Origin of the sequence: Acinetobacter sp. TGL-Y2, from assembly GCF_001612555.1 — a bacterium.
Taxonomy (GTDB): domain Bacteria; phylum Pseudomonadota; class Gammaproteobacteria; order Pseudomonadales; family Moraxellaceae; genus Acinetobacter.
This window is the reverse complement of the sequence record NZ_CP015110.1, coordinates 3,223,564-3,240,594: the sequence shown is the minus strand read 5'-3', so window position 1 is coordinate 3,240,594 and position 17,031 is coordinate 3,223,564. Positions and strand designations below refer to the sequence as shown.

Here is a 17,031-nt window from a genome sequence, read left to right as displayed (position 1 = left end):
TTTTGAGTTATATGAATATTTTAAAATTGTGCTTCGTTGTTGCTCTAGCTAGCTTAAATATCCTCTTTATAAATAAAAATGTAGCAAATACAGATTTTTCTTATTCAGTAGATGATAAAAAAAATGAATGTATCTTTTCTAGAGGGAATCAAAAAATTTTGCTGGCAGGAGGGCAAGAAAAAACGTATTTTTTCTTTCCATGTTTCAGTTTTAAAGATACATATGAGGTAAAAACTCCTAGTAAAAATTATTTTATATCTGAATTGTTGTTAGCTCCTACACCTAGAAATAATGCTATTTTTTTAAGATCTATTGAGAAGATTGGTAATAATTTTACTGATAATACAGATTTATCCTACTTGCTAATGTCATGTATTCCTTTAAAAAAAGAACACAATAGGCAACTAGTTTCTTACTTGCTTAACAATCTAGAAAGTTATAAAAAAACATGTAATATGGATAATGGATATATAACACTTGATAAAAAAACCTTCCTCTATGAAAGAAAAAATAATCATTTTTTGATTAGAAAATCTTATTTAATTAAAGGAGATAAAGTTACAGTATCAGATTATATCTTTGAAAATAATGCACTTTGGCTTTTTATAACTTATAACGACTCAACAAAAAAGTGGATTAAATTTAAAGGTTAGTAGGATCTGTTTTAATATTATAAAAAACTCAACTACACGCCAAACCCACGACTATAACTTTGTCGTGGTTTGTTCATTTCTTTAACTTGCTGACTTGCATTTCTAATGCCTGTAATTGCTTGGTCAAGGCTTCGTTTTGTGTCTTGAAGTCCTGTAACTGATCGCTCAAGTTGCTTACATGCCGTACTAATTTGTTCAAATTGGCGTTTCGGGTCTCGTCTGTTGCGCTGATGCTCTCTAACAAGCTCTTGAAGGCTTCCTTGACGCTCTGATTGTCCTGCCGTGTATGTTCGAACATCTTGCGTAAATCGGCTTCCTTCTGCTGTTGTTGTGCCTGTGCTTGTTCCAAAGCTTCGAGCAAGTGCCTTTCTAATTCTGTCATCGTTTAATACCCCATTGGAACCATTAGACTGCCATTGCTCCAAGTCCCTGCGTCCTTGTTCACTAAAACGCATAGTCTCTTGCGGTTCTTGGTGTCGATACAGTCCTGTAATTTCACGTTGCCCCCCTTGTTTGCTAACTCTTGGATAGCTAGGTTCTGTTGAGCGATAATCTCTGCGTTCTTGCTGATTTTGTGGCTTTGGTACATCAAAATACCCCATGCTAGGGCGATCGCTGTCACTATACCGATGGATACGATTATCCATGTTTTTAATATAATCGGGCGTATGCGTTGGTTCTGCTCGATGATAGCGGAGCTGATTGCTTTCTCGTTTTCGTTCAGCAAGGCGATCAAGCGTTTTTCGTGCTTCTTGAACTCGGTTGCTACGATCTGCTCGGTATCCTTCGCTTGCTCGCTCGATTTCTCCTCGAAGCTCTTTGCCAAATCTAAAATCTTGCTCATATATTTTGCCTTTTAATCGTATATTCCGACCGCCATCAGGATCTTTAATACTGATACTTTTTGCTGTGGATCTCGCTATCTCAAAGCCTGCACCCTCAAGGGTTTTAATCACATCAGTACGGCTTTTTATATTTCCGTTTTCAGCGACTTTTAATAGCCCATCAGTAATGGCTTTTGAGGCTTCTTCTTTCTGTTTGGGTAGGCTGTTCGGCGTACATAGCTCACGTTTGTTGATTGGGTCATTCGGATCATGCAACTGGTACTGATCGTTGATTAAATCTTTCCATGCGTTTAATCGTGGGCGGTCGGCTGGATCATAGTAAGGCTGTAGGCGTTTACCACTTTGAAGTTCAACATTGGCCACAACGAAATTAAGCTCTAGTCGATCTTTATCTTGGTGCTGCACCCAAAGAATACTGTATTGATCTCTATCAAGACCGGGGAGCAAGATTCTTTCAAAGCTATCCATGATCTGTTGCTTTTGAAATTCCTCTAAATCACGTTCAGCAAAGGATAAAGCACCAGACGTATATTTTTGTGCAAAGTAGGTACTGTCAATCAATTGAACCATTTGTTCAGGATCACCACGGTCTAAAAAATCCACTAAAAAGCCACATCCACCAAAGCGCGGATAATCCCCAACACCAAACCAATAAATGCACCTACCACCACGCCATTGACGCGAATCATGTGTAGGTCACCACCGACTTCATTTTCAATTTTATCGATCATTTCACGTGAATCCCACTCATGAATCCGTTCGCTAATAAACAGAATCACTTTTTCACTGTATTGGTCACTCAAATTAATCGCAATTCCACTTAATTTTTCATTGAGCAAGCGACGAATGTCTTGGTTCGAGACAATATTTTGCCCCAGCTGTTGTATTGCAACTCTTAAATTTTCCGCAATGCCAGAATCAGTTTTGAGCAAATCCTCACGAATTGCATTGCATAAAATCACCACCGCACCACTGATAAAATTTAACACCTGAGGGCTATCCAGCAGTGCATCCTTGGTAGAATTTAAGCGTGCACTGGCGTCACTGTCCGCATCTGCCAGTTGTAGCATCAAGTCATGAGCTACGCTTTCAATTTTTTGGCGCCACGGATGTTCAGGATCTGCCAGCATCGATTCCACCCGCTCAATCAGTGAATCGATGGTCCGTTTTTGTACATCAATTCCAATCCAACTTGCACCTTTTGCCAGTTTCCACACTCCCAATTCTTTAAATAAGGTTTGGGTCAGGGCTTGGGTTTGCTCAGGATGCTGCGTCATCCAGTCATGGGCTAAATCCAGTCCACGCTGTAAAACATCTTGATGAAAATCATTGTCCAACACAGCACGAATCATCTCGCTGGCAAGGGTATTGATTTGGGTATTACGGACCCATTGCACGCTGTTGGCTTGTATAAAGCGACCCACTTGTTCTTGGCTCACAAACTCGAAAATTTTAGGTACGGTTTGTTGAATCACTTGCGTGACTTGTGAATTATTCGTGGGATTTGCTAGCCACTGACCAACAGCAAGGCTTAAGTCAGTACTGGATAATGTTCGCTCGACCACTTGCGGAGAGAAAAAGTTTTCCTGAACAAAACGCCCCATCGATTCAGCGATACGCGCTTTGTTACGCGGAATAATTTCCGTATGATCTTTTAGAAACTTCGGAATTGGAATTTTACCAAACGGGTTACGGAACAACACCGTAATTGCATACCAATCTGCCAAACCACCCACGACACCTGCTTCAGCCGACAACATTAAAATATGAATCAGCCAGACATATTCAGGTAAAAGCTTGGCTGCCACCATTAACGCCAACCACGCCAAAACCGCCATCATTAAAGCAATCATGGCATAACGTTTACTGCGGTTTAGATTGGGTGAGGTATGTTCTTCGGCAGGGATCATGGTTTATCCTAAATTAGGGACGCACAGCAGTTTCAGGTTGTGGTACGAGCACTTGTCCTGTTGGACTTAAGCCGTACTTTTGCCCGAGTGACTGTAAAATTAATCGCGCATCGAAGGCATCATTCGGTGCAGATTTTTTGTCTTTAAAAAATTGAATGGTATAGGACACTTGAACAGGCTCAATATTGACGACCTGGGGCATGTCATAAAACGGATCATAATAGGCCGGATGTCTGCGGTAGCCATAACCATAGCCGTACCCATACATAGGCGTCGAATAAACCACCGCCTGACGTGGCGGTTGCTGATTACGATTGCTTGGGTCATCCATTACTTTAAAGAATGAAAAGTCATTTAGAACCGAGGTTTGTGCCGCTTTGAGCAGGGTAATTTCTTCAGCAGTGCCAAAGTTCATATTGGATGAGCCTTGAAAGCCAATTCGGTAGGTCTGCGTATTTAAAGGCGTGCTACTGAAATTTCCCAACTGATCAAAAGTACGTGGTTTAGATGGCGTTGTCGCACAACCCGACAGCACCAATACTGCCAGTAGCGATAGACTCATCAATGACCTTTTCATATTTTTCTCCCAAGGCTCAGCAGTATGGTTTGTCGTGATCATAACAGTTTAGAAGCTGCTATTGGGTTGCTTCAAAAAGCTGATTTCATCTAGGGTAGATTCACGTTCTAAAATGACATTGCGGTGTGGGTAGCGCCCAAAACGGTCAATAATCACTTTATGTTTTTTTTCAAAATCTAAGTTCACAGGATTTGCCAACGCTTCAAATAAACTTAAAGCTTGCTGATGAATGATTTTAGATTCGCTATGCATAAACGGCATATACATGAACGAGCGCTGTTCAGGGCTTAAATTTAGATCTAAGCCCAAACCAATCGCTTCTTGCGCCAAAGACAGTGCCAATGGATCTTGGGCAAATGCAGCAGGATGGTCACGAAACAAATTACGAGAAAATTGATCCAGTACAATAATTTCAGCTAAACGACCTTCGGCTGTTTCACGCCAAGTCCAAAGTTCACATTGCATGGCTTGTTGTACTGTATGACCAAATTTTTCTTCAATTTCTAAGTCAAAATCATCGCTTTTGGCAAACCAAAATTCTTTATTTTCTTCATCAAACCAAAAGTCGAGTACTTGCTGATAATTCATAATCTTAACAATTCATTAGAGGTCATGATGTCATAAAATCACAAATAAGCGATGTCTTAAAGTCTAAGTTTGTGATAAATATTTGCCAAAATAAAAGCTTTGTTGGTTTCAAATACAGATGCAATCTGCATTTGCGCCAATAAATCACGTTATACTTGATATAAATCAACAATTTTATTTAAGTCGTTCTTTAAGATAAGCGAGTAAGTAATGAGTCAACCTGAAGTGAACGCACCATCAGTATTACCAAGTTGGGTGGATTCTGCATTATTTAAAGGTATGTTGCGCGGCATTGAGCGTGAAAGTTTGCGTATGCAAAGCAATGGTTTTTTGTCTCAGAAAGATCATCCTCGCGCTTTAGGTTCGGCACTGACTCATCCACATATTACGACAGATTATTCTGAAGCTTTGATGGAGTTTATTACGCCGCCACAGCCAAGTATTCCAGAAGCACTCAATTATTTAAAAGATATTCATGCAGTGGCACATCAACACTTAGAAGACGGTGAAAAACTGTGGCCCTTGTCTATGCCTTGCATGTTGGATGACGAAGAAGAGAGCATTCGTTTAGCAGAATATGGTACGTCGAATGTAGGTCGCTTTAAAACACTGTATCGCCACGGTTTAGGTGTGCGTTATGGTCGCCGTATGCAGACCATTTCAGGGGTGCATTATAATGTATCTTTCCCTGATGAATTGTTTGAAGCTTTACAACAACACGAAACCGATGAAGCTTTAAAAGCACTCTCTTTACAAGACTATCGCAGTCATCGTTATTTTGGCTTAATCCGTAACTTTATTCGGTTAACGCCCTTGGTGATGTTCCTCATTGGCGCAAGTCCTTCTGTATGCAAATGCTTTATGACTGGTCGTGAACATCATTTGTTGCCTTTAGTCAGTGGAACTTTGCACCTCCCGTATGCGACTGCACTACGTATGGGACGTTTCGGTTATCAAAATTCAGCACAAAAAGAATTGGGCATTCACTACAACCATTTAAGCGGTTACTTAGAAGGTCTACAAAAGGCCGTACATACACCTTATAACGCATTTAGCCGTTTAGGGCTGAATGATGAACAAGGCGAGCCGATTCAGATCAATGATCATGTTTTGCAAATTGAAAATGAATACTACAGCTTGGTACGTCCTAAACAGGTGCCACAGTCAGGGGAAACCCCGTCTGATGCGCTGGCAAATCGCGGTGTAGGCTATGTTGAACTGCGCGCAGTTGATGTTGACCCATATAGCTCGATTGGCATTACAGAAGACACAGCGGGCTTCCTTGAAGTGCTGGCTTTGTACTGTTTATTGCAAGACAGCCCAGCTTTGTATGCTGCGGAAGTGGATGTGATTGAACAGAACCAAGCCGAAGTGGTGAATCGTGGTCGTGCGCCAAATGCCATGATTTTCGAACATGATCAGCAAATTGAAATTGAGACGTGGGCAAATTATTATCTAGCAGAGATGCAACCTCTGGCTGAAGCGCTGAATCAAGGCTTAGCAACGCAACTCTATACAGATGCATTGCTTCGTATGCAAAAGCGCATTGATGAAGTGGATGAGACGCTCTCTGCACAAGTGATTCAAGATACTCTGACCCACAATGGGACTTGGTCTTTTGGTAGTATGATGGCGCAGCAACATGCTCAAAGCTATGAAAAACATATTTTAAGCCCAGAGAAATCAGCTTATTTTGATGAGCTCGCAAAGCGTTCATTAGAACAACAACAGCAACTTGAGCAAGAATGTACGCAGAGTTTTGATGCGTATCTTACTGCATACAGATAAAACGAAGAGGGTATTCCATGTACTGGAATAATTATCGCGTGATCAGTGGTTTGTTATTTTTAGCCAGTGTCACTGGCATGGCGTTTGCGTTGTATCTTGAACATGTGCAAGGTTTAGATCCTTGTCCATTGTGTATTTTTCAACGGGTCGGATTGATGGGACTGGGGATCATTTCACTGATTGCCTTTTTACATAATCCGATTGGCAATGGCTTTAAACGTGGCTATGCATTTTTAGGTACGCTTTCAATATTGTGGTCAGTGGGTGTGGCCGCACGTCATGTGTGGTTACAGAACTTGCCACCAGATCAAGTTCCGAGTTGTGGTCCTGGTTTGGATTATTGGCTCGATACTTTGCCGATGAAATCTGTATTTGAACAAGTGCTGAAAGGTTCGGGTGAGTGTGCAGTCGTAGATTGGACTTTATTCGGTCAATCACTTCCTGTTTGGTCATTGGCTTTCTTTGCTGTGTTAACAGTGATTAGCCTGTGGCAAATGTTGCGTAAATATCCTTAAGCTTTCGCAGAAATTAAAGATAAAAGGACCAGCATTGATGCTGGTTTTTTATATCGTTTTACACTTGAGGATATAATCAATTTATAATGCCTAGGTTAATGATTTGAAAAATTTAAATTCACTACGCTTTAACTATAAAAATAAGCGAGCAGAGAAAATAAAATGTTTATTGCACATTTACCATCAGGCTATATTTTAGCGAAATTATTAGAAAAAAAATTTAGACACAACCTGCTCAGTAAAAAAGTCTTTTTCATCGTTGTGATGATGGGAGCAGTATTCCCAGATATTGATCTGTTCTATTTCTATCTTTTTGACAATAGATCCGTACATCATCATAAATACTTTTTACATTGGTTTTCTTTTTGGATTCCCATATTTTTAATTTCTTATTTTTGTTTTAAACGATCAGTTTACGCTAGTCAGTTTGCATTGATGACAATGCTATTTTCTGGCGCAGCGCTTTTACATATATGCCTCGATACATTTGTAGGTGATGTTTGGCTGTTTGCACCGTTTATTGATAGAGCTTATGTTTTTTTTGAGGTGACTTCACGTTACCAACCTTGGTGGTTAAACTTTATTTTACATTGGTCTTTTGTTGTTGAATTGCTGATCGGTTTAATCGCCATTTGGATGTATTGGAAAGATCGAGAATAGTTTGACTTGATGTCCTTTAATTTTTCAATTCTCTGATTTATTTATTGGGTATTTTGTTTAGGCGAATCATGAATGAGATTGAAGCCAATCTCATCAAGTTTATGAAATTGGCTCTCAACAAAACTCAAGTTTCAACAATATCCTGCATTGTTTCCAATTTACTTAAATATTTTTGAATCTGTGCCTCTGCAATATCATCATGGTGCGGATAAAACCATTTGGCAATTTGTTCAGCCACATTGGCATGATATTGAATTTCCATATGATTCAAACCGAAAAATACTGCCTTATGTGACTCAGGCAGTTTCAGTTGAAAACGAGGGTTAGGATGCTCACCTAGAGCACTTTTCACACTGACCAAATAATCCCCAATCACTTTTAAAGTCCGGTTTTTACGGTTCTCAAATTCAATGGTTCCTGCCACTAAAAAAGTATTGATGTGTGAAGGCAATGGCGCAGGTTTACGGTTGTCGTCAATCATGCCTATACGCGCATCATTGTGTTCCCAGTCATCATCTCGAACACTGCCATGACGCAAATCTAAAATACCGTTACTGCGAATATTGACCAAATGCCCTGCAAGTCGCACCAAAGGAAAGCGTCCAACTTTTTCTTGTATCGCAAAACCCATACGCTCGAGGACAGCCCCATGATGCGGTGAACCCAGACAAACCAAGTTTTCAGTCATATGAAACCATTGGTACATGTTTTGTTTGCCATAAAACAGCGCGCTTCTGGAGACCAACCCACCCATGCTGTGTCCAATCAAATCGATACTGGTAATGCGTGGATTACGTTTGACCAAGTCTTCTAACATATTGGACAAGCTACGCCCATTTGCAGAAATGCGTCGACCAGTGTTGTAGTGCAAGTACAACATGGTGTTGTGATCCCGTTGTGCCAGCAATTTTTCACCTATGCCACCATAACCATGATTGGTCCAATCCAGATGATTCATGCAGAGACCATGACAGAACACTACCACGCGACCCGACAAATCACCATTTTGCACTGCACCATAATGGTCGTAAAGCATGCTTGAGAGTGCCAAAGGATTATGGTTTTTAAGCAAATAATCCCCAATAATGCCGTTTAATGCACTGACCAAAAAAATCATATTCGGTGTTAAGGGCTTATCATGCAAATTGGGAAATTGATCGATAATTTTACGTAAAGTCGGTGCTAAAAAATAACTGCCATAGTTGAATAACGTGTCATATGAAAATTGATAAAACTTTTTCATATATGATTTTTTTTGAATTTCTTGCGATTTTTTCTTACTCATACCAAAAAGGCTGAGTAACATTTCACGCTGTAAAGACTGAATTAAATTTTGTACAACATTGCTGAGCGGTGTACTCACCAGCTGCGCCATCCCTTCCAAAACATCAGCTTGGCTCGGTGGCGATCGGTCCCATTTACAATAGGTTTCGTGTAGAGGGGTTAAACTCGGCATGCGTTTTTATCCTAATACTGAATGATCATGTCGAAACACTTTATTTTTGGCATTGATCATTGTATAAAATCCCTTGTATTTATCTTATGTTGTTCATCCCGAACTCATTTTAAGTAAGATAACCATGATTGTGAGTCTGTCTCTTTTTTTTGTCGGACAAGATCGGTTTAAGTACAAAACGTCCACAAATATGTGATTAAGTTCGCATTAAAAGTTAAAGCACTTTACTGGGAATTGCAATTAAAAATTGATGAATATTATCTATCTACATGGCTTTCAAAGTAGTGCTTTATCGATTAAAGGACAACAACTAAAACAATATTTCGCAGAAAATACAGCGGTCACTGTCCATCTACCGGATTTAAATCAAGCACCCAGTCAAGTGATGCAGCAAATGTCAGGCTTGATTGAATCACTTGAAGACGTCATGTTGGTGGGAAGTAGTTTAGGTGGATTCTACGCGACGCAATTGGTCGCGAAATATGGGGTTCCTGCTGTTTTAATTAATCCAGCTATGCGACCATGGCAGCTATTTCGTCAGTTGTTTGCAGAAGTCGAGATGCCGTATCAAGTGACACCAAATTGGTCGTTGGATGATACACAACTTGATCAGTTAGCGCAGATGGCGCTGCCATTTGTGCAAGATGCAGACAAAATTTTGGTTCTACTGCAACAAGGTGACGAAGTTTTAGATTATCGTGAAGCGCAGCGTTATTATAGTGCTGGATTGCATCGGGCTTTGGTGATCACAGATTCACAAGGCAACCATGCGATGGAAAATTTCGTGGAAAAAATACCGATGTCATTTCGGTTTTTATCGGACTGCATAAAATAAGGAAACAGTACAACGTGTCTCAATATACGGCTCAATCACTTGAAGTTTTATCTGGTTTAGATCCGGTACGTCGCCGTCCCGGCATGTATACAGATACCACTCGCCCAAACCATTTGGCGCAAGAGGTTATTGATAACTCGGTCGATGAAGCACTGGCTGGACACGCCAACAAAATTACCGTGACAGTCTATAAAGATGGCTCATTGTCTGTGGAAGACAATGGTCGTGGTATGCCGGTTGATATTCACCCTGAATATGGTCAGAGTGGTATTGAAATCATTATGACTAAACTGCATGCCGGTGGTAAATTTAGCACTGATAACTACCAATTTTCGGGTGGTTTGCATGGTGTGGGCATTTCGGTGGTCAACGCCCTGTCGAACCGTGTTGAGGTTGAAGTTCAGCGTCAAGGCAACCTGTACAAAATGGCTTTTGAGCATGGTGAGGCGGTTTCTGGACTTGAAGTGTTTGAAGGCAAAGCACCAAAACGTGCTTCGGGTACAATGGTTCACTTTTGGCCCGATGTAAAATATTTTGATTCTCCAAAATTTGCCTTAAAAGCCTTAAAACATAATTTAAAAGCCAAAGCTGTGTTAGCAGCAGGCTTGCAAATCAATTATATTGACCAAATTAACGATGAAAAAATCGTATGGCAGTTTGAAAATGGTCTGGTCGATTATTTGATGGATGAACTGGAAGATCGTGAGATTATTCCAGCGCCTGCTTTTGTGGCAACGGGAAATGCAGAGCGTGCCAGTGCTGAATTTGCGATTTGTTGGAATGCGGAAGGCGGCGAACAAATTCAGGAAAGTTATGTGAACCTGATTCCAACAGCGCAAGGCGGTACGCATGTGAACGGCTTACGTTCAGGTGTCACCGATGCGATGCGTGAGTTTTGTGAGCTGCGCAATCTGTTGCCACGTAACTTAAAGCTTGCAGCAGAAGATGTTTGGGATGGTGTGAACTATATTCTGTCGCTTAAGTTCCAAGAGCCACAGTTTTCGGGTCAAACCAAAGAGCGACTTTCGAGCCGTGAAGCGTCTGGTGTGGTGCTCAATATTGCCAAAGATGCCTTTGCGCTGTGGCTGAACCAAAACTCTGAAACTGCGATGCAACTTGCGGAACTGGTGATTGCTAAGGCAGGTCGCCGTTTAAAAGCTGCGAAAAAAGTTGAACGTAAGAAGATTGTGGCAGGTCCGACTTTGCCGGGTAAATTGTCAGACTGCGTCGGACATGACCTAGATCAGTCTGAATTGTTTATTGTGGAAGGGGATTCTGCGGGTGGTTCAGCCAAACAGGCGCGTGATAAGAACTTTCAAGCGATTATGCCAATTCGCGGTAAAATTTTAAATACCTGGGAGGTGTCGTCAGACGAAGTCTTGGCCTCTCAAGAAGTACACAACATCGCGATTGCGATTGGGGTTGATCCAGGTTCAGATGACTTGTCTGAACTGCGTTATGGTAAGGTTTGTATCCTTGCCGATGCGGACTCTGACGGTCTACATATTGCGACTTTGCTCTGTGCACTGTTCGTTAAGCATTTCCCGACCTTGGTTGAGGCTGGACATTTGTATGTGGCGATGCCGCCTTTATATCGTATCGATGACAATAAAGATGTGCACTATGCGCTGGATGATGCCGAACTTGAAGGAATTCTAAAGAAAGTCAAAAGCAAATCTCCGCAAATTACCCGATTTAAAGGTTTGGGTGAGATGAACGCCAGTCAACTTCGTGAAACGACCTTAGATCCGAATACACGTCGTTTAGTGCAATTGGATTTAGATGATAGCCACTTTACGGCGGGACTATTGGATAAATTATTGGCCAAAAAACGTTCAGGTGACCGGAAAGAATGGTTAGAACAAAAAGGGAATTTGGCAGATATTATTGTCTAATTCTTTTCTTCAATCATCACGTTTTTAAAAAGTCCGCTCTTGCGGGCTTTTTTTATTTTCGCGTTTTGATTGTGCATTTTTGTATAAATTTTCTGCATCTTTTCCGCACTTTGTGCATCAAAAGTATTCACTTATCGTTCACATAATCATCACTGTAAAGCATCAATGGCGTATATGAACTGTAAATATATTTGCAGATTTAATATTTGATTTTAAATTATTAAATTATTGATTTATTTGGATAATAATAAAAAATTCCCCAGTATAAAATTAAACCTGTAAATGATTGGCACAGAAATTGAATAACGAGTCCAGATCCATAAAACACTCATGCATGTTTCATACACCAAAAGGTTTGGAGAAATTATGATGTTTCAACAAAAATTATTCTCAAAAACATTACTCTTAGCAGCAATGATGGGGAGCCTTGTATTGACAGGCTGTTCAAAGCCAGCCGAAAAAACAGCAGAAACCCAATCTGAAACTAAGGCGGCAGCGAATGATGGCGATACCATTAAAGTGGGTATTCTGCATTCGCTTTCTGGAACAATGGCCATTTCTGAAACATCATTAAAAGATACAGCTTTAATGACGATCAATGAAATCAATGCCAATGGCGGTGTTTTGGGTAAGAAACTTGAACCTGTCGTGGTCGATCCCGCATCGGATTGGCCTTTATTTGCTGAAAAAGCACGACAACTCATTACCCAAGAAAAAGTCGCGGTGATTTTTGGTGCATGGACATCGGTATCACGTAAATCTGTGCTGCCTGTAGTAGAAGAGCTTAATGGGCTCTTATTCTATCCTGTGCAATACGAAGGTCAGGAACAGTCTAAAAATATTTTCTATACAGGTGCTGCACCGAACCAACAAGCCATTCCTGCAGTTGAATATTTAATGAGCGAAGAAGGCGGTAAAGCACAGCGCTTTGTGCTCCTTGGAACAGATTACGTTTACCCGCGGACTACCAATAAAATTTTGCGTGCTTTTTTAAAGTCGAAAGGCATTGCAGATGCAGACATTTTGGAAGAGTACACGCCCTTTGGGCACAGCAACTATCAAACCATTGTAGGCAACATCAAGAAATTCTCTGCGGGTAAAAAGACTGCGGTGATCTCGACCATCAATGGTGATTCAAACGTGCCGTTCTACCGTGAACTCGGTAATCAAGGGATTAAAGCTGCTGATCTTCCAGTCATGGCATTTTCTGTGGGTGAAGAAGAGCTACGCGGCATTGACACCAAACCACTGGTGGGACATTTGGCGGCATGGAACTACTTCATGTCAGTGAAGAATCCGACAAACACTAAATTTATCGAAAAATATAAACAGTTTGCCGTGGAATACAAACTTCCAAATGCAGATAAAGTTGTGACCAATGACCCAATGGAAGCGACCTATGTCGGCATTAACATGTGGAAGCAAGCCGTTGAAAAAGCCGGCACAACGGATGTCGACAAAGTACGTGCAGCGATGGCTGGTCAAACTTTCACTGCACCATCGGGTTATACCTTGAAAATGGATGAAAGCAATCATCATTTACATAAGCCCGTCATGATTGGTGAAATCCGTGCTGATGGTCAGTTTGATGTGGTTTATAAAACGCCAAATGTGATTAAAGCGGAGCCGTGGAGCCCGTATATCCCGAAATAATAATACTGTGCCTGTTGCTAGGTGAATCGCAACAGGCTTTTTTGATTTTTCCTACTCTCTTTCAATACTCTCCGCAGGGAGGTTTGTAATGCTTTTTCGAACGCAATTTGCTGTTTTTATCTTGATCTTGTCTCAACTTTTTCTCGTGAATGCTGCTCAAGCGCAGTCTTCAGAAAATACTTTAACACCATCGGCAGTTGCTCATGAACAACCCCTCACATCTGCTGTTGGTTCAGGAGATGCGATTCAACAATTCGTTCGAGCAGACTTTGCCCAGCGTCGAGATATGCTAAACAACTGGCCAGCCAGCATTGAAGACTTAGACAAGTTGGTGGCTTATATCGATCAGAACCAGCTCTATACCGATGGCTCAGGCCAGACGTATATTTTAAAAGGCGAAGATCAATTGCTTAGCTATCCAAATGAGCAAGCCATTGCCACTTGGCCAGCAGATTTGTCTCAAGTGACCTTGGTCAATACGCTACGTAAGGCACTCAGCTTTGGTCAAGCAAAAATAAAATTAAAATCTGAAGAAGCTTCGCAGCGTTTAGAAGCGATTGATATTTTAGAAAATAATCTGACCGAAATTGATGTAAATATGGTTAATCAACTGTATGTCAAAGAAACACATAATAAAGTGAAAGCACGTTTAGCACAGTTAAAAGCGTGTTTAGATTACGAAAGCTCAGACCTTGCAACCAAAATTCAGGCTGCACAGATTTTAAAAGAATCCAATCGTCCTGAAGTATTGGCTTTGGTGGAACAAGAACTGACACAGCCGAATTTAAATCCAGAATTAAAAGCCATTTTAGTGGAAGCAAAAGGCAGCATTAAAACCAAGCTTCAAGCCAGCGAATGGACAGGGCATGTGTTTTCAGGATTCAGTACCGCGAGTATTTTACTGCTTGCTGCGCTGGGTCTTGCGATTACCTATGGTTTGCTGGGAGTCATTAATATGGCGCATGGCGAACTGATCATGATAGGTGCTTACACCACTTACGTCATTCAAAGTTTATTTAAAACGCATCTAGCAGCTTATGTCGATTGGTACTTAATTATTGCCATTCCTGCAGCATTTTTGGTCAGTGCCTTAATTGGCATGTTGATTGAACGCACTATTATTCGCCCGCTTTATGGTCGTCAGCTTGAAACGCTTTTAGCCACATTTGGTGTCAGTTTGATTTTGATGCAATTGGTTCGCATGGTGTTTGGGGCACAAAATGTAGAAGTATCGAATATCTCTTGGTTGTCGGGTGGGATTTCACTGACCCCAAGCTTGATGCTGCCGTATAACCGAATTGCAATCATTGGCTTCACCATTGCTGTTCTGCTTTTACTGGTTTATTTACTGAATAAAACCCGTTTTGGTTTGTTTGTCCGTGCAGTCACGCAAAACCGTCAAATGGCGCGTGCTGTCGGCATCCGTTCTAGTCGTATTGATATGCTGGCATTTGGCTTAGGTTCTGGTCTTGCCGGTCTTGCAGGCTGTGCTTTGGCGCAGGTGGGTAATGTCGGACCAGATTTGGGTCAAAACTACATTATTGATGCATTCCTTGTGGTCGTCGTAGGTGGTGTTGGTCAAGTGTGGGGTGCCGTTCTTGCAGCACTCGGTTTAGGCATTAGTGGCACAGTGCTTGAAATTGGCATGGGTGCAGTCCTTGCCAAAATTATTCTGTTGGTTCTTGTGATTTTGTTTATTCAAAAACGCCCACAAGGTTTGTTTGCCATCAAAGGCCGTTTTGTGGAGTAAGACTATGAAAATCACATCATTACTATCCGATAAGCCTTCTAGCGCGATTGCCATTGCGGCATGTTTCGTCGTCATGCTGATCTTACCGTGGTTTCATTTACTGCCAAGTGATTCAAGTCTGCATTTATCTGCGTATTGGGTGACTTTAATTGGCAAGATCATGTGTTTGGCACTGGTGGCTTTAGCACTGGATTTGGTTTGGGGTTATGCCGGGATTTTAAGTCTAGGGCATGGCTTGTACTTTGCTTTAGGCGGTTATGCCTTTGGTATGTACCTGATGCGTGAATCAGCAGGCGATGCCCTACCTGACTTTATGCGCTTTTTAAGCTGGACGGAACTGCCGTGGTATTGGGTCGGCACCGAATATATTTTATGGGCCATGGCATTAGTGATTTTGGTTCCCGGAATCATTGCATTTATCTTTGGATATTTTGCATTTCGTTCAAAAATTAAAGGCGTATATTTTTCGATCATTACCCAAGCCATGACTTTTGCCGCAGCACTTTTGTTCTTCCGTAATGAAACAGGCTTTGGCGGTAACAATGGTTTTACAGGCTTTAAAACCATTTTAGGCATGGATATTACCTCTGCCTCAATGCGTGCAACGCTTTGCTTTATTACAGCTGTGGCATTGCTTGCCTGTTTTATTGGATTACGTCATTTAATGAATAAACCCTATGGGCGTGTGCTCGGTGCGATTCGTGATAGTGAAAACCGTTTGCAATATTTGGGTTATCGCACGCTGTGGTACAAGCTCTCAGCATGGGTGTTATCTGCGGTGATTGCAGGCATTGCAGGGGCACTTTATGTGCCACAAGCTGGGATTATTAACCCGAGCGAGATGAACCCTGTGAACTCGATTGAAATGGCGGTTTGGGTGGCAGCAGGGGGGCGTGGCACACTCATTGGCCCGATTCTGGGTGCAGGTTTAATTAATGGTGTAAAAACCTACTTTACGGTGGCATATCCAGAAGTGTGGTTATTGATCCTAGGGGCATTGTTTATTGTGGTGACCATTTTCTTACCAAAAGGGGTGATTGGGTTATTCGATCGCTTTAAAAAGGAGAAAAACTAAATGTCAGATGTCGTTTTAAACACACAACAACATGGCGGTCAAATGGGTGAAGGTTATGGTCGTTTAAAAGTAGCCGGCCCTGATTTTAGTCATGGTATTGCGCTGTATTTAGAAAAAGTCAGTGTTTGGTTTGACTCATTTCGTGCTTTAAATGATTTATCACTGTACATCGAAGAGGGTGAATTACGCTGCATTATTGGACCTAATGGTGCGGGTAAAACTACACTCATGGATGTGATCACAGGTAAAACACGTCCAACGGAAGGTACGGCATTTTTTGGTCAAAACTATGATTTAGCCAAGATGAGCACCGAGCAAATCGCTGAAGCAGGCATTGGGCGTAAATTTCAAAAACCGACTGTGTTTGAAAATTTTACCGTGATGGAAAATCTACTGCTGGCAGCACCCAAAGATAAACGGGTTAAAAAAAGCTTCTTTTCGCGCCTTGAGCCTGATGCACAAAACGCGTTGGAGGAATCTTTGGCACAAATTCGATTAGAAGAGTTCGTGCATAAGCCCGCAGGTTTACTGTCACATGGTCAAAAACAGTGGCTTGAGATTGGCATGCTACTCATGCAACGCCCAAAACTCATTTTACTCGATGAACCTGTGGCAGGCATGACCGATGCAGAAACAGAGCGTACTGCTGAGCTATGTCTAGAACTTAATAAAAATCACACGTTGATCGTGGTGGAACACGACATGAGTTTTATCGACACCATTAGTGAAAAAGTCACGGTACTCGCACAAGGTGCAATATTGGCAGAAGGCACGTTGGCAGAAGTACAAGCCAATGAAGACGTGATTGAAAAGTATTTGGGACGTTAAGGA

16 protein-coding genes and 1 pseudogene are annotated in these 17,031 nt (G+C 41.5%); 10 read left to right on the top strand and 7 right to left on the bottom strand.

The features are described from left to right. Positions 1-11 precede the first annotated feature (11 nt). Positions 12-653, top strand: coding sequence for a hypothetical protein (locus tag AMD27_RS15485; RefSeq protein ID WP_067662253.1), 642 nt, complete (start codon positions 12-14; stop codon positions 651-653). A 73-nt stretch (positions 654-726) separates the two neighbouring features. Here AMD27_RS15485 and AMD27_RS19435 read toward each other — a convergent pair whose 3' ends face one another. The 6 genes and pseudogenes from AMD27_RS19435 to AMD27_RS15465 form a co-directional block, all read right to left on the bottom strand. Then, entirely contained in the window at positions 727-1,035 is a 309-nt protein-coding gene (locus tag AMD27_RS19435) for an MbeD/MobD family mobilization/exclusion protein (protein WP_416202797.1), read from the bottom strand. 3 nt (positions 1,036-1,038) lie between these two features. Beyond that, a complete protein-coding gene (locus tag AMD27_RS19430; RefSeq protein WP_416202796.1) occupies positions 1,039-1,497 on the bottom strand; it encodes an MbeB family mobilization protein in 459 nt (152 codons plus the stop codon). Between the two features lie 268 nt (positions 1,498-1,765). Next, positions 1,766-2,068, bottom strand: a pseudogene (locus AMD27_RS19425) (relaxase/mobilization nuclease domain-containing protein); the annotation flags it as partial. A gap of 32 nt (positions 2,069-2,100) precedes the next feature. Then, positions 2,101-3,408: a DUF445 domain-containing protein gene (locus AMD27_RS15475; protein WP_067662247.1), complete on the bottom strand. Its 1,308-nt coding sequence runs from the start codon at positions 3,406-3,408 to the stop codon at positions 2,101-2,103. Between the two features lie 13 nt (positions 3,409-3,421). Beyond that, positions 3,422-3,985 (bottom strand): CC0125/CC1285 family lipoprotein, encoded by a 564-nt coding sequence (locus AMD27_RS15470; protein ID WP_067662244.1) that lies wholly within the window; start codon positions 3,983-3,985, stop codon positions 3,422-3,424. A 48-nt stretch (positions 3,986-4,033) separates the two neighbouring features. Continuing rightward, a complete protein-coding gene (locus AMD27_RS15465; RefSeq protein ID WP_067662241.1) occupies positions 4,034-4,573 on the bottom strand; it encodes a DUF924 family protein in 540 nt (179 codons plus the stop codon). 210 nt (positions 4,574-4,783) lie between these two features. Between AMD27_RS15465 and gshA the strand changes: the two genes are divergently transcribed. The 3 genes from gshA to AMD27_RS15450 all read left to right on the top strand — a co-directional run bounded on the left by gshA (position 4,784) and on the right by AMD27_RS15450 (position 7,536). Further along, positions 4,784-6,361, top strand: a complete 1,578-nt coding sequence (gene gshA / locus AMD27_RS15460; RefSeq protein ID WP_067662238.1) for a glutamate--cysteine ligase — start codon at positions 4,784-4,786, stop codon at positions 6,359-6,361. A 17-nt stretch (positions 6,362-6,378) separates the two neighbouring features. Continuing rightward, positions 6,379-6,876 (top strand): disulfide bond formation protein B, encoded by a 498-nt coding sequence (locus tag AMD27_RS15455; RefSeq protein ID WP_067662235.1) that lies wholly within the window; start codon positions 6,379-6,381, stop codon positions 6,874-6,876. Between the two features lie 162 nt (positions 6,877-7,038). Next, a complete protein-coding gene (locus AMD27_RS15450) occupies positions 7,039-7,536 on the top strand; it encodes a metal-dependent hydrolase (protein WP_067662232.1) in 498 nt (165 codons plus the stop codon). Between the two features lie 124 nt (positions 7,537-7,660). Here the strand turns inward: AMD27_RS15450 and AMD27_RS15445 are convergent, their stop codons facing one another. Then, the gene (locus tag AMD27_RS15445) at positions 7,661-8,992 is read right to left on the bottom strand and encodes a hypothetical protein (protein WP_067662229.1); all 1,332 of its coding nucleotides are present in this window, start codon (positions 8,990-8,992) and stop codon (positions 7,661-7,663) included. A 250-nt stretch (positions 8,993-9,242) separates the two neighbouring features. On the opposite strand from AMD27_RS15445, the gene AMD27_RS15440 reads away from it, so the two are divergent. The 6 genes from AMD27_RS15440 (at position 9,243) to urtD (ending at position 17,028) form a co-directional block, all read left to right on the top strand. Further along, on the top strand, positions 9,243-9,827 hold the full coding sequence (locus AMD27_RS15440) for a YqiA/YcfP family alpha/beta fold hydrolase (RefSeq protein ID WP_067662226.1): 585 nt from the start codon (positions 9,243-9,245) through the stop codon (positions 9,825-9,827). 14 nt (positions 9,828-9,841) lie between these two features. Further along, positions 9,842-11,722 carry a DNA topoisomerase IV subunit B gene (parE, locus tag AMD27_RS15435; RefSeq protein WP_067662223.1) on the top strand — a complete coding sequence of 627 codons (1,881 nt, stop codon included), beginning with the start codon at positions 9,842-9,844 and terminating at the stop codon, positions 11,720-11,722. A gap of 369 nt (positions 11,723-12,091) precedes the next feature. Beyond that, the gene (gene urtA, locus AMD27_RS15430; RefSeq protein ID WP_067662220.1) at positions 12,092-13,375 is read left to right on the top strand and encodes an urea ABC transporter substrate-binding protein; all 1,284 of its coding nucleotides are present in this window, start codon (positions 12,092-12,094) and stop codon (positions 13,373-13,375) included. An 88-nt stretch (positions 13,376-13,463) separates the two neighbouring features. Beyond that, positions 13,464-15,125 (top strand): urea ABC transporter permease subunit UrtB, encoded by a 1,662-nt coding sequence (urtB, locus tag AMD27_RS15425; RefSeq protein WP_067662217.1) that lies wholly within the window; start codon positions 13,464-13,466, stop codon positions 15,123-15,125. Between the two features lie 4 nt (positions 15,126-15,129). Further along, on the top strand, positions 15,130-16,200 hold the full coding sequence (gene urtC, locus AMD27_RS15420; RefSeq protein ID WP_067662214.1) for an urea ABC transporter permease subunit UrtC: 1,071 nt from the start codon (positions 15,130-15,132) through the stop codon (positions 16,198-16,200). Continuing rightward, positions 16,201-17,028, top strand: a complete 828-nt coding sequence (gene urtD, locus AMD27_RS15415; protein WP_067662211.1) for an urea ABC transporter ATP-binding protein UrtD — start codon at positions 16,201-16,203, stop codon at positions 17,026-17,028. Positions 17,029-17,031: the final 3 nt, after the last annotated feature.

What these genes read in the sequence shown, in the direction of transcription:
- AMD27_RS15485 (WP_067662253.1), top strand. Translation starts at nt 12, where the DNA reads ATGAATATTTTAAAATTGTGCTTCGTTGTTGCTCTAGCTAGCTTAAAT.
- AMD27_RS19435 (WP_416202797.1), bottom strand. Translation starts at nt 1,035, where the DNA reads ATGACAGAATTAGAAAGGCACTTGCTCGAAGCTTTGGAACAAGCACAG.
- AMD27_RS19430 (WP_416202796.1), bottom strand. Translation starts at nt 1,497, where the DNA reads ATGAGCAAGATTTTAGATTTGGCAAAGAGCTTCGAGGAGAAATCGAGC.
- AMD27_RS15475 (WP_067662247.1), bottom strand. Translation starts at nt 3,408, where the DNA reads ATGATCCCTGCCGAAGAACATACCTCACCCAATCTAAACCGCAGTAAA.
- AMD27_RS15470 (WP_067662244.1), bottom strand. Translation starts at nt 3,985, where the DNA reads ATGAAAAGGTCATTGATGAGTCTATCGCTACTGGCAGTATTGGTGCTG.
- AMD27_RS15465 (WP_067662241.1), bottom strand. Translation starts at nt 4,573, where the DNA reads ATGAATTATCAGCAAGTACTCGACTTTTGGTTTGATGAAGAAAATAAA.
- gshA (WP_067662238.1), top strand. Translation starts at nt 4,784, where the DNA reads ATGAGTCAACCTGAAGTGAACGCACCATCAGTATTACCAAGTTGGGTG.
- AMD27_RS15455 (WP_067662235.1), top strand. Translation starts at nt 6,379, where the DNA reads ATGTACTGGAATAATTATCGCGTGATCAGTGGTTTGTTATTTTTAGCC.
- AMD27_RS15450 (WP_067662232.1), top strand. Translation starts at nt 7,039, where the DNA reads ATGTTTATTGCACATTTACCATCAGGCTATATTTTAGCGAAATTATTA.
- AMD27_RS15445 (WP_067662229.1), bottom strand. Translation starts at nt 8,992, where the DNA reads ATGCCGAGTTTAACCCCTCTACACGAAACCTATTGTAAATGGGACCGA.
- AMD27_RS15440 (WP_067662226.1), top strand. Translation starts at nt 9,243, where the DNA reads ATGAATATTATCTATCTACATGGCTTTCAAAGTAGTGCTTTATCGATT.
- urtA (WP_067662220.1), top strand. Translation starts at nt 12,092, where the DNA reads ATGTTTCAACAAAAATTATTCTCAAAAACATTACTCTTAGCAGCAATG.
- urtB (WP_067662217.1), top strand. Translation starts at nt 13,464, where the DNA reads ATGCTTTTTCGAACGCAATTTGCTGTTTTTATCTTGATCTTGTCTCAA.
- urtC (WP_067662214.1), top strand. Translation starts at nt 15,130, where the DNA reads ATGAAAATCACATCATTACTATCCGATAAGCCTTCTAGCGCGATTGCC.
- urtD (WP_067662211.1), top strand. Translation starts at nt 16,201, where the DNA reads ATGTCAGATGTCGTTTTAAACACACAACAACATGGCGGTCAAATGGGT.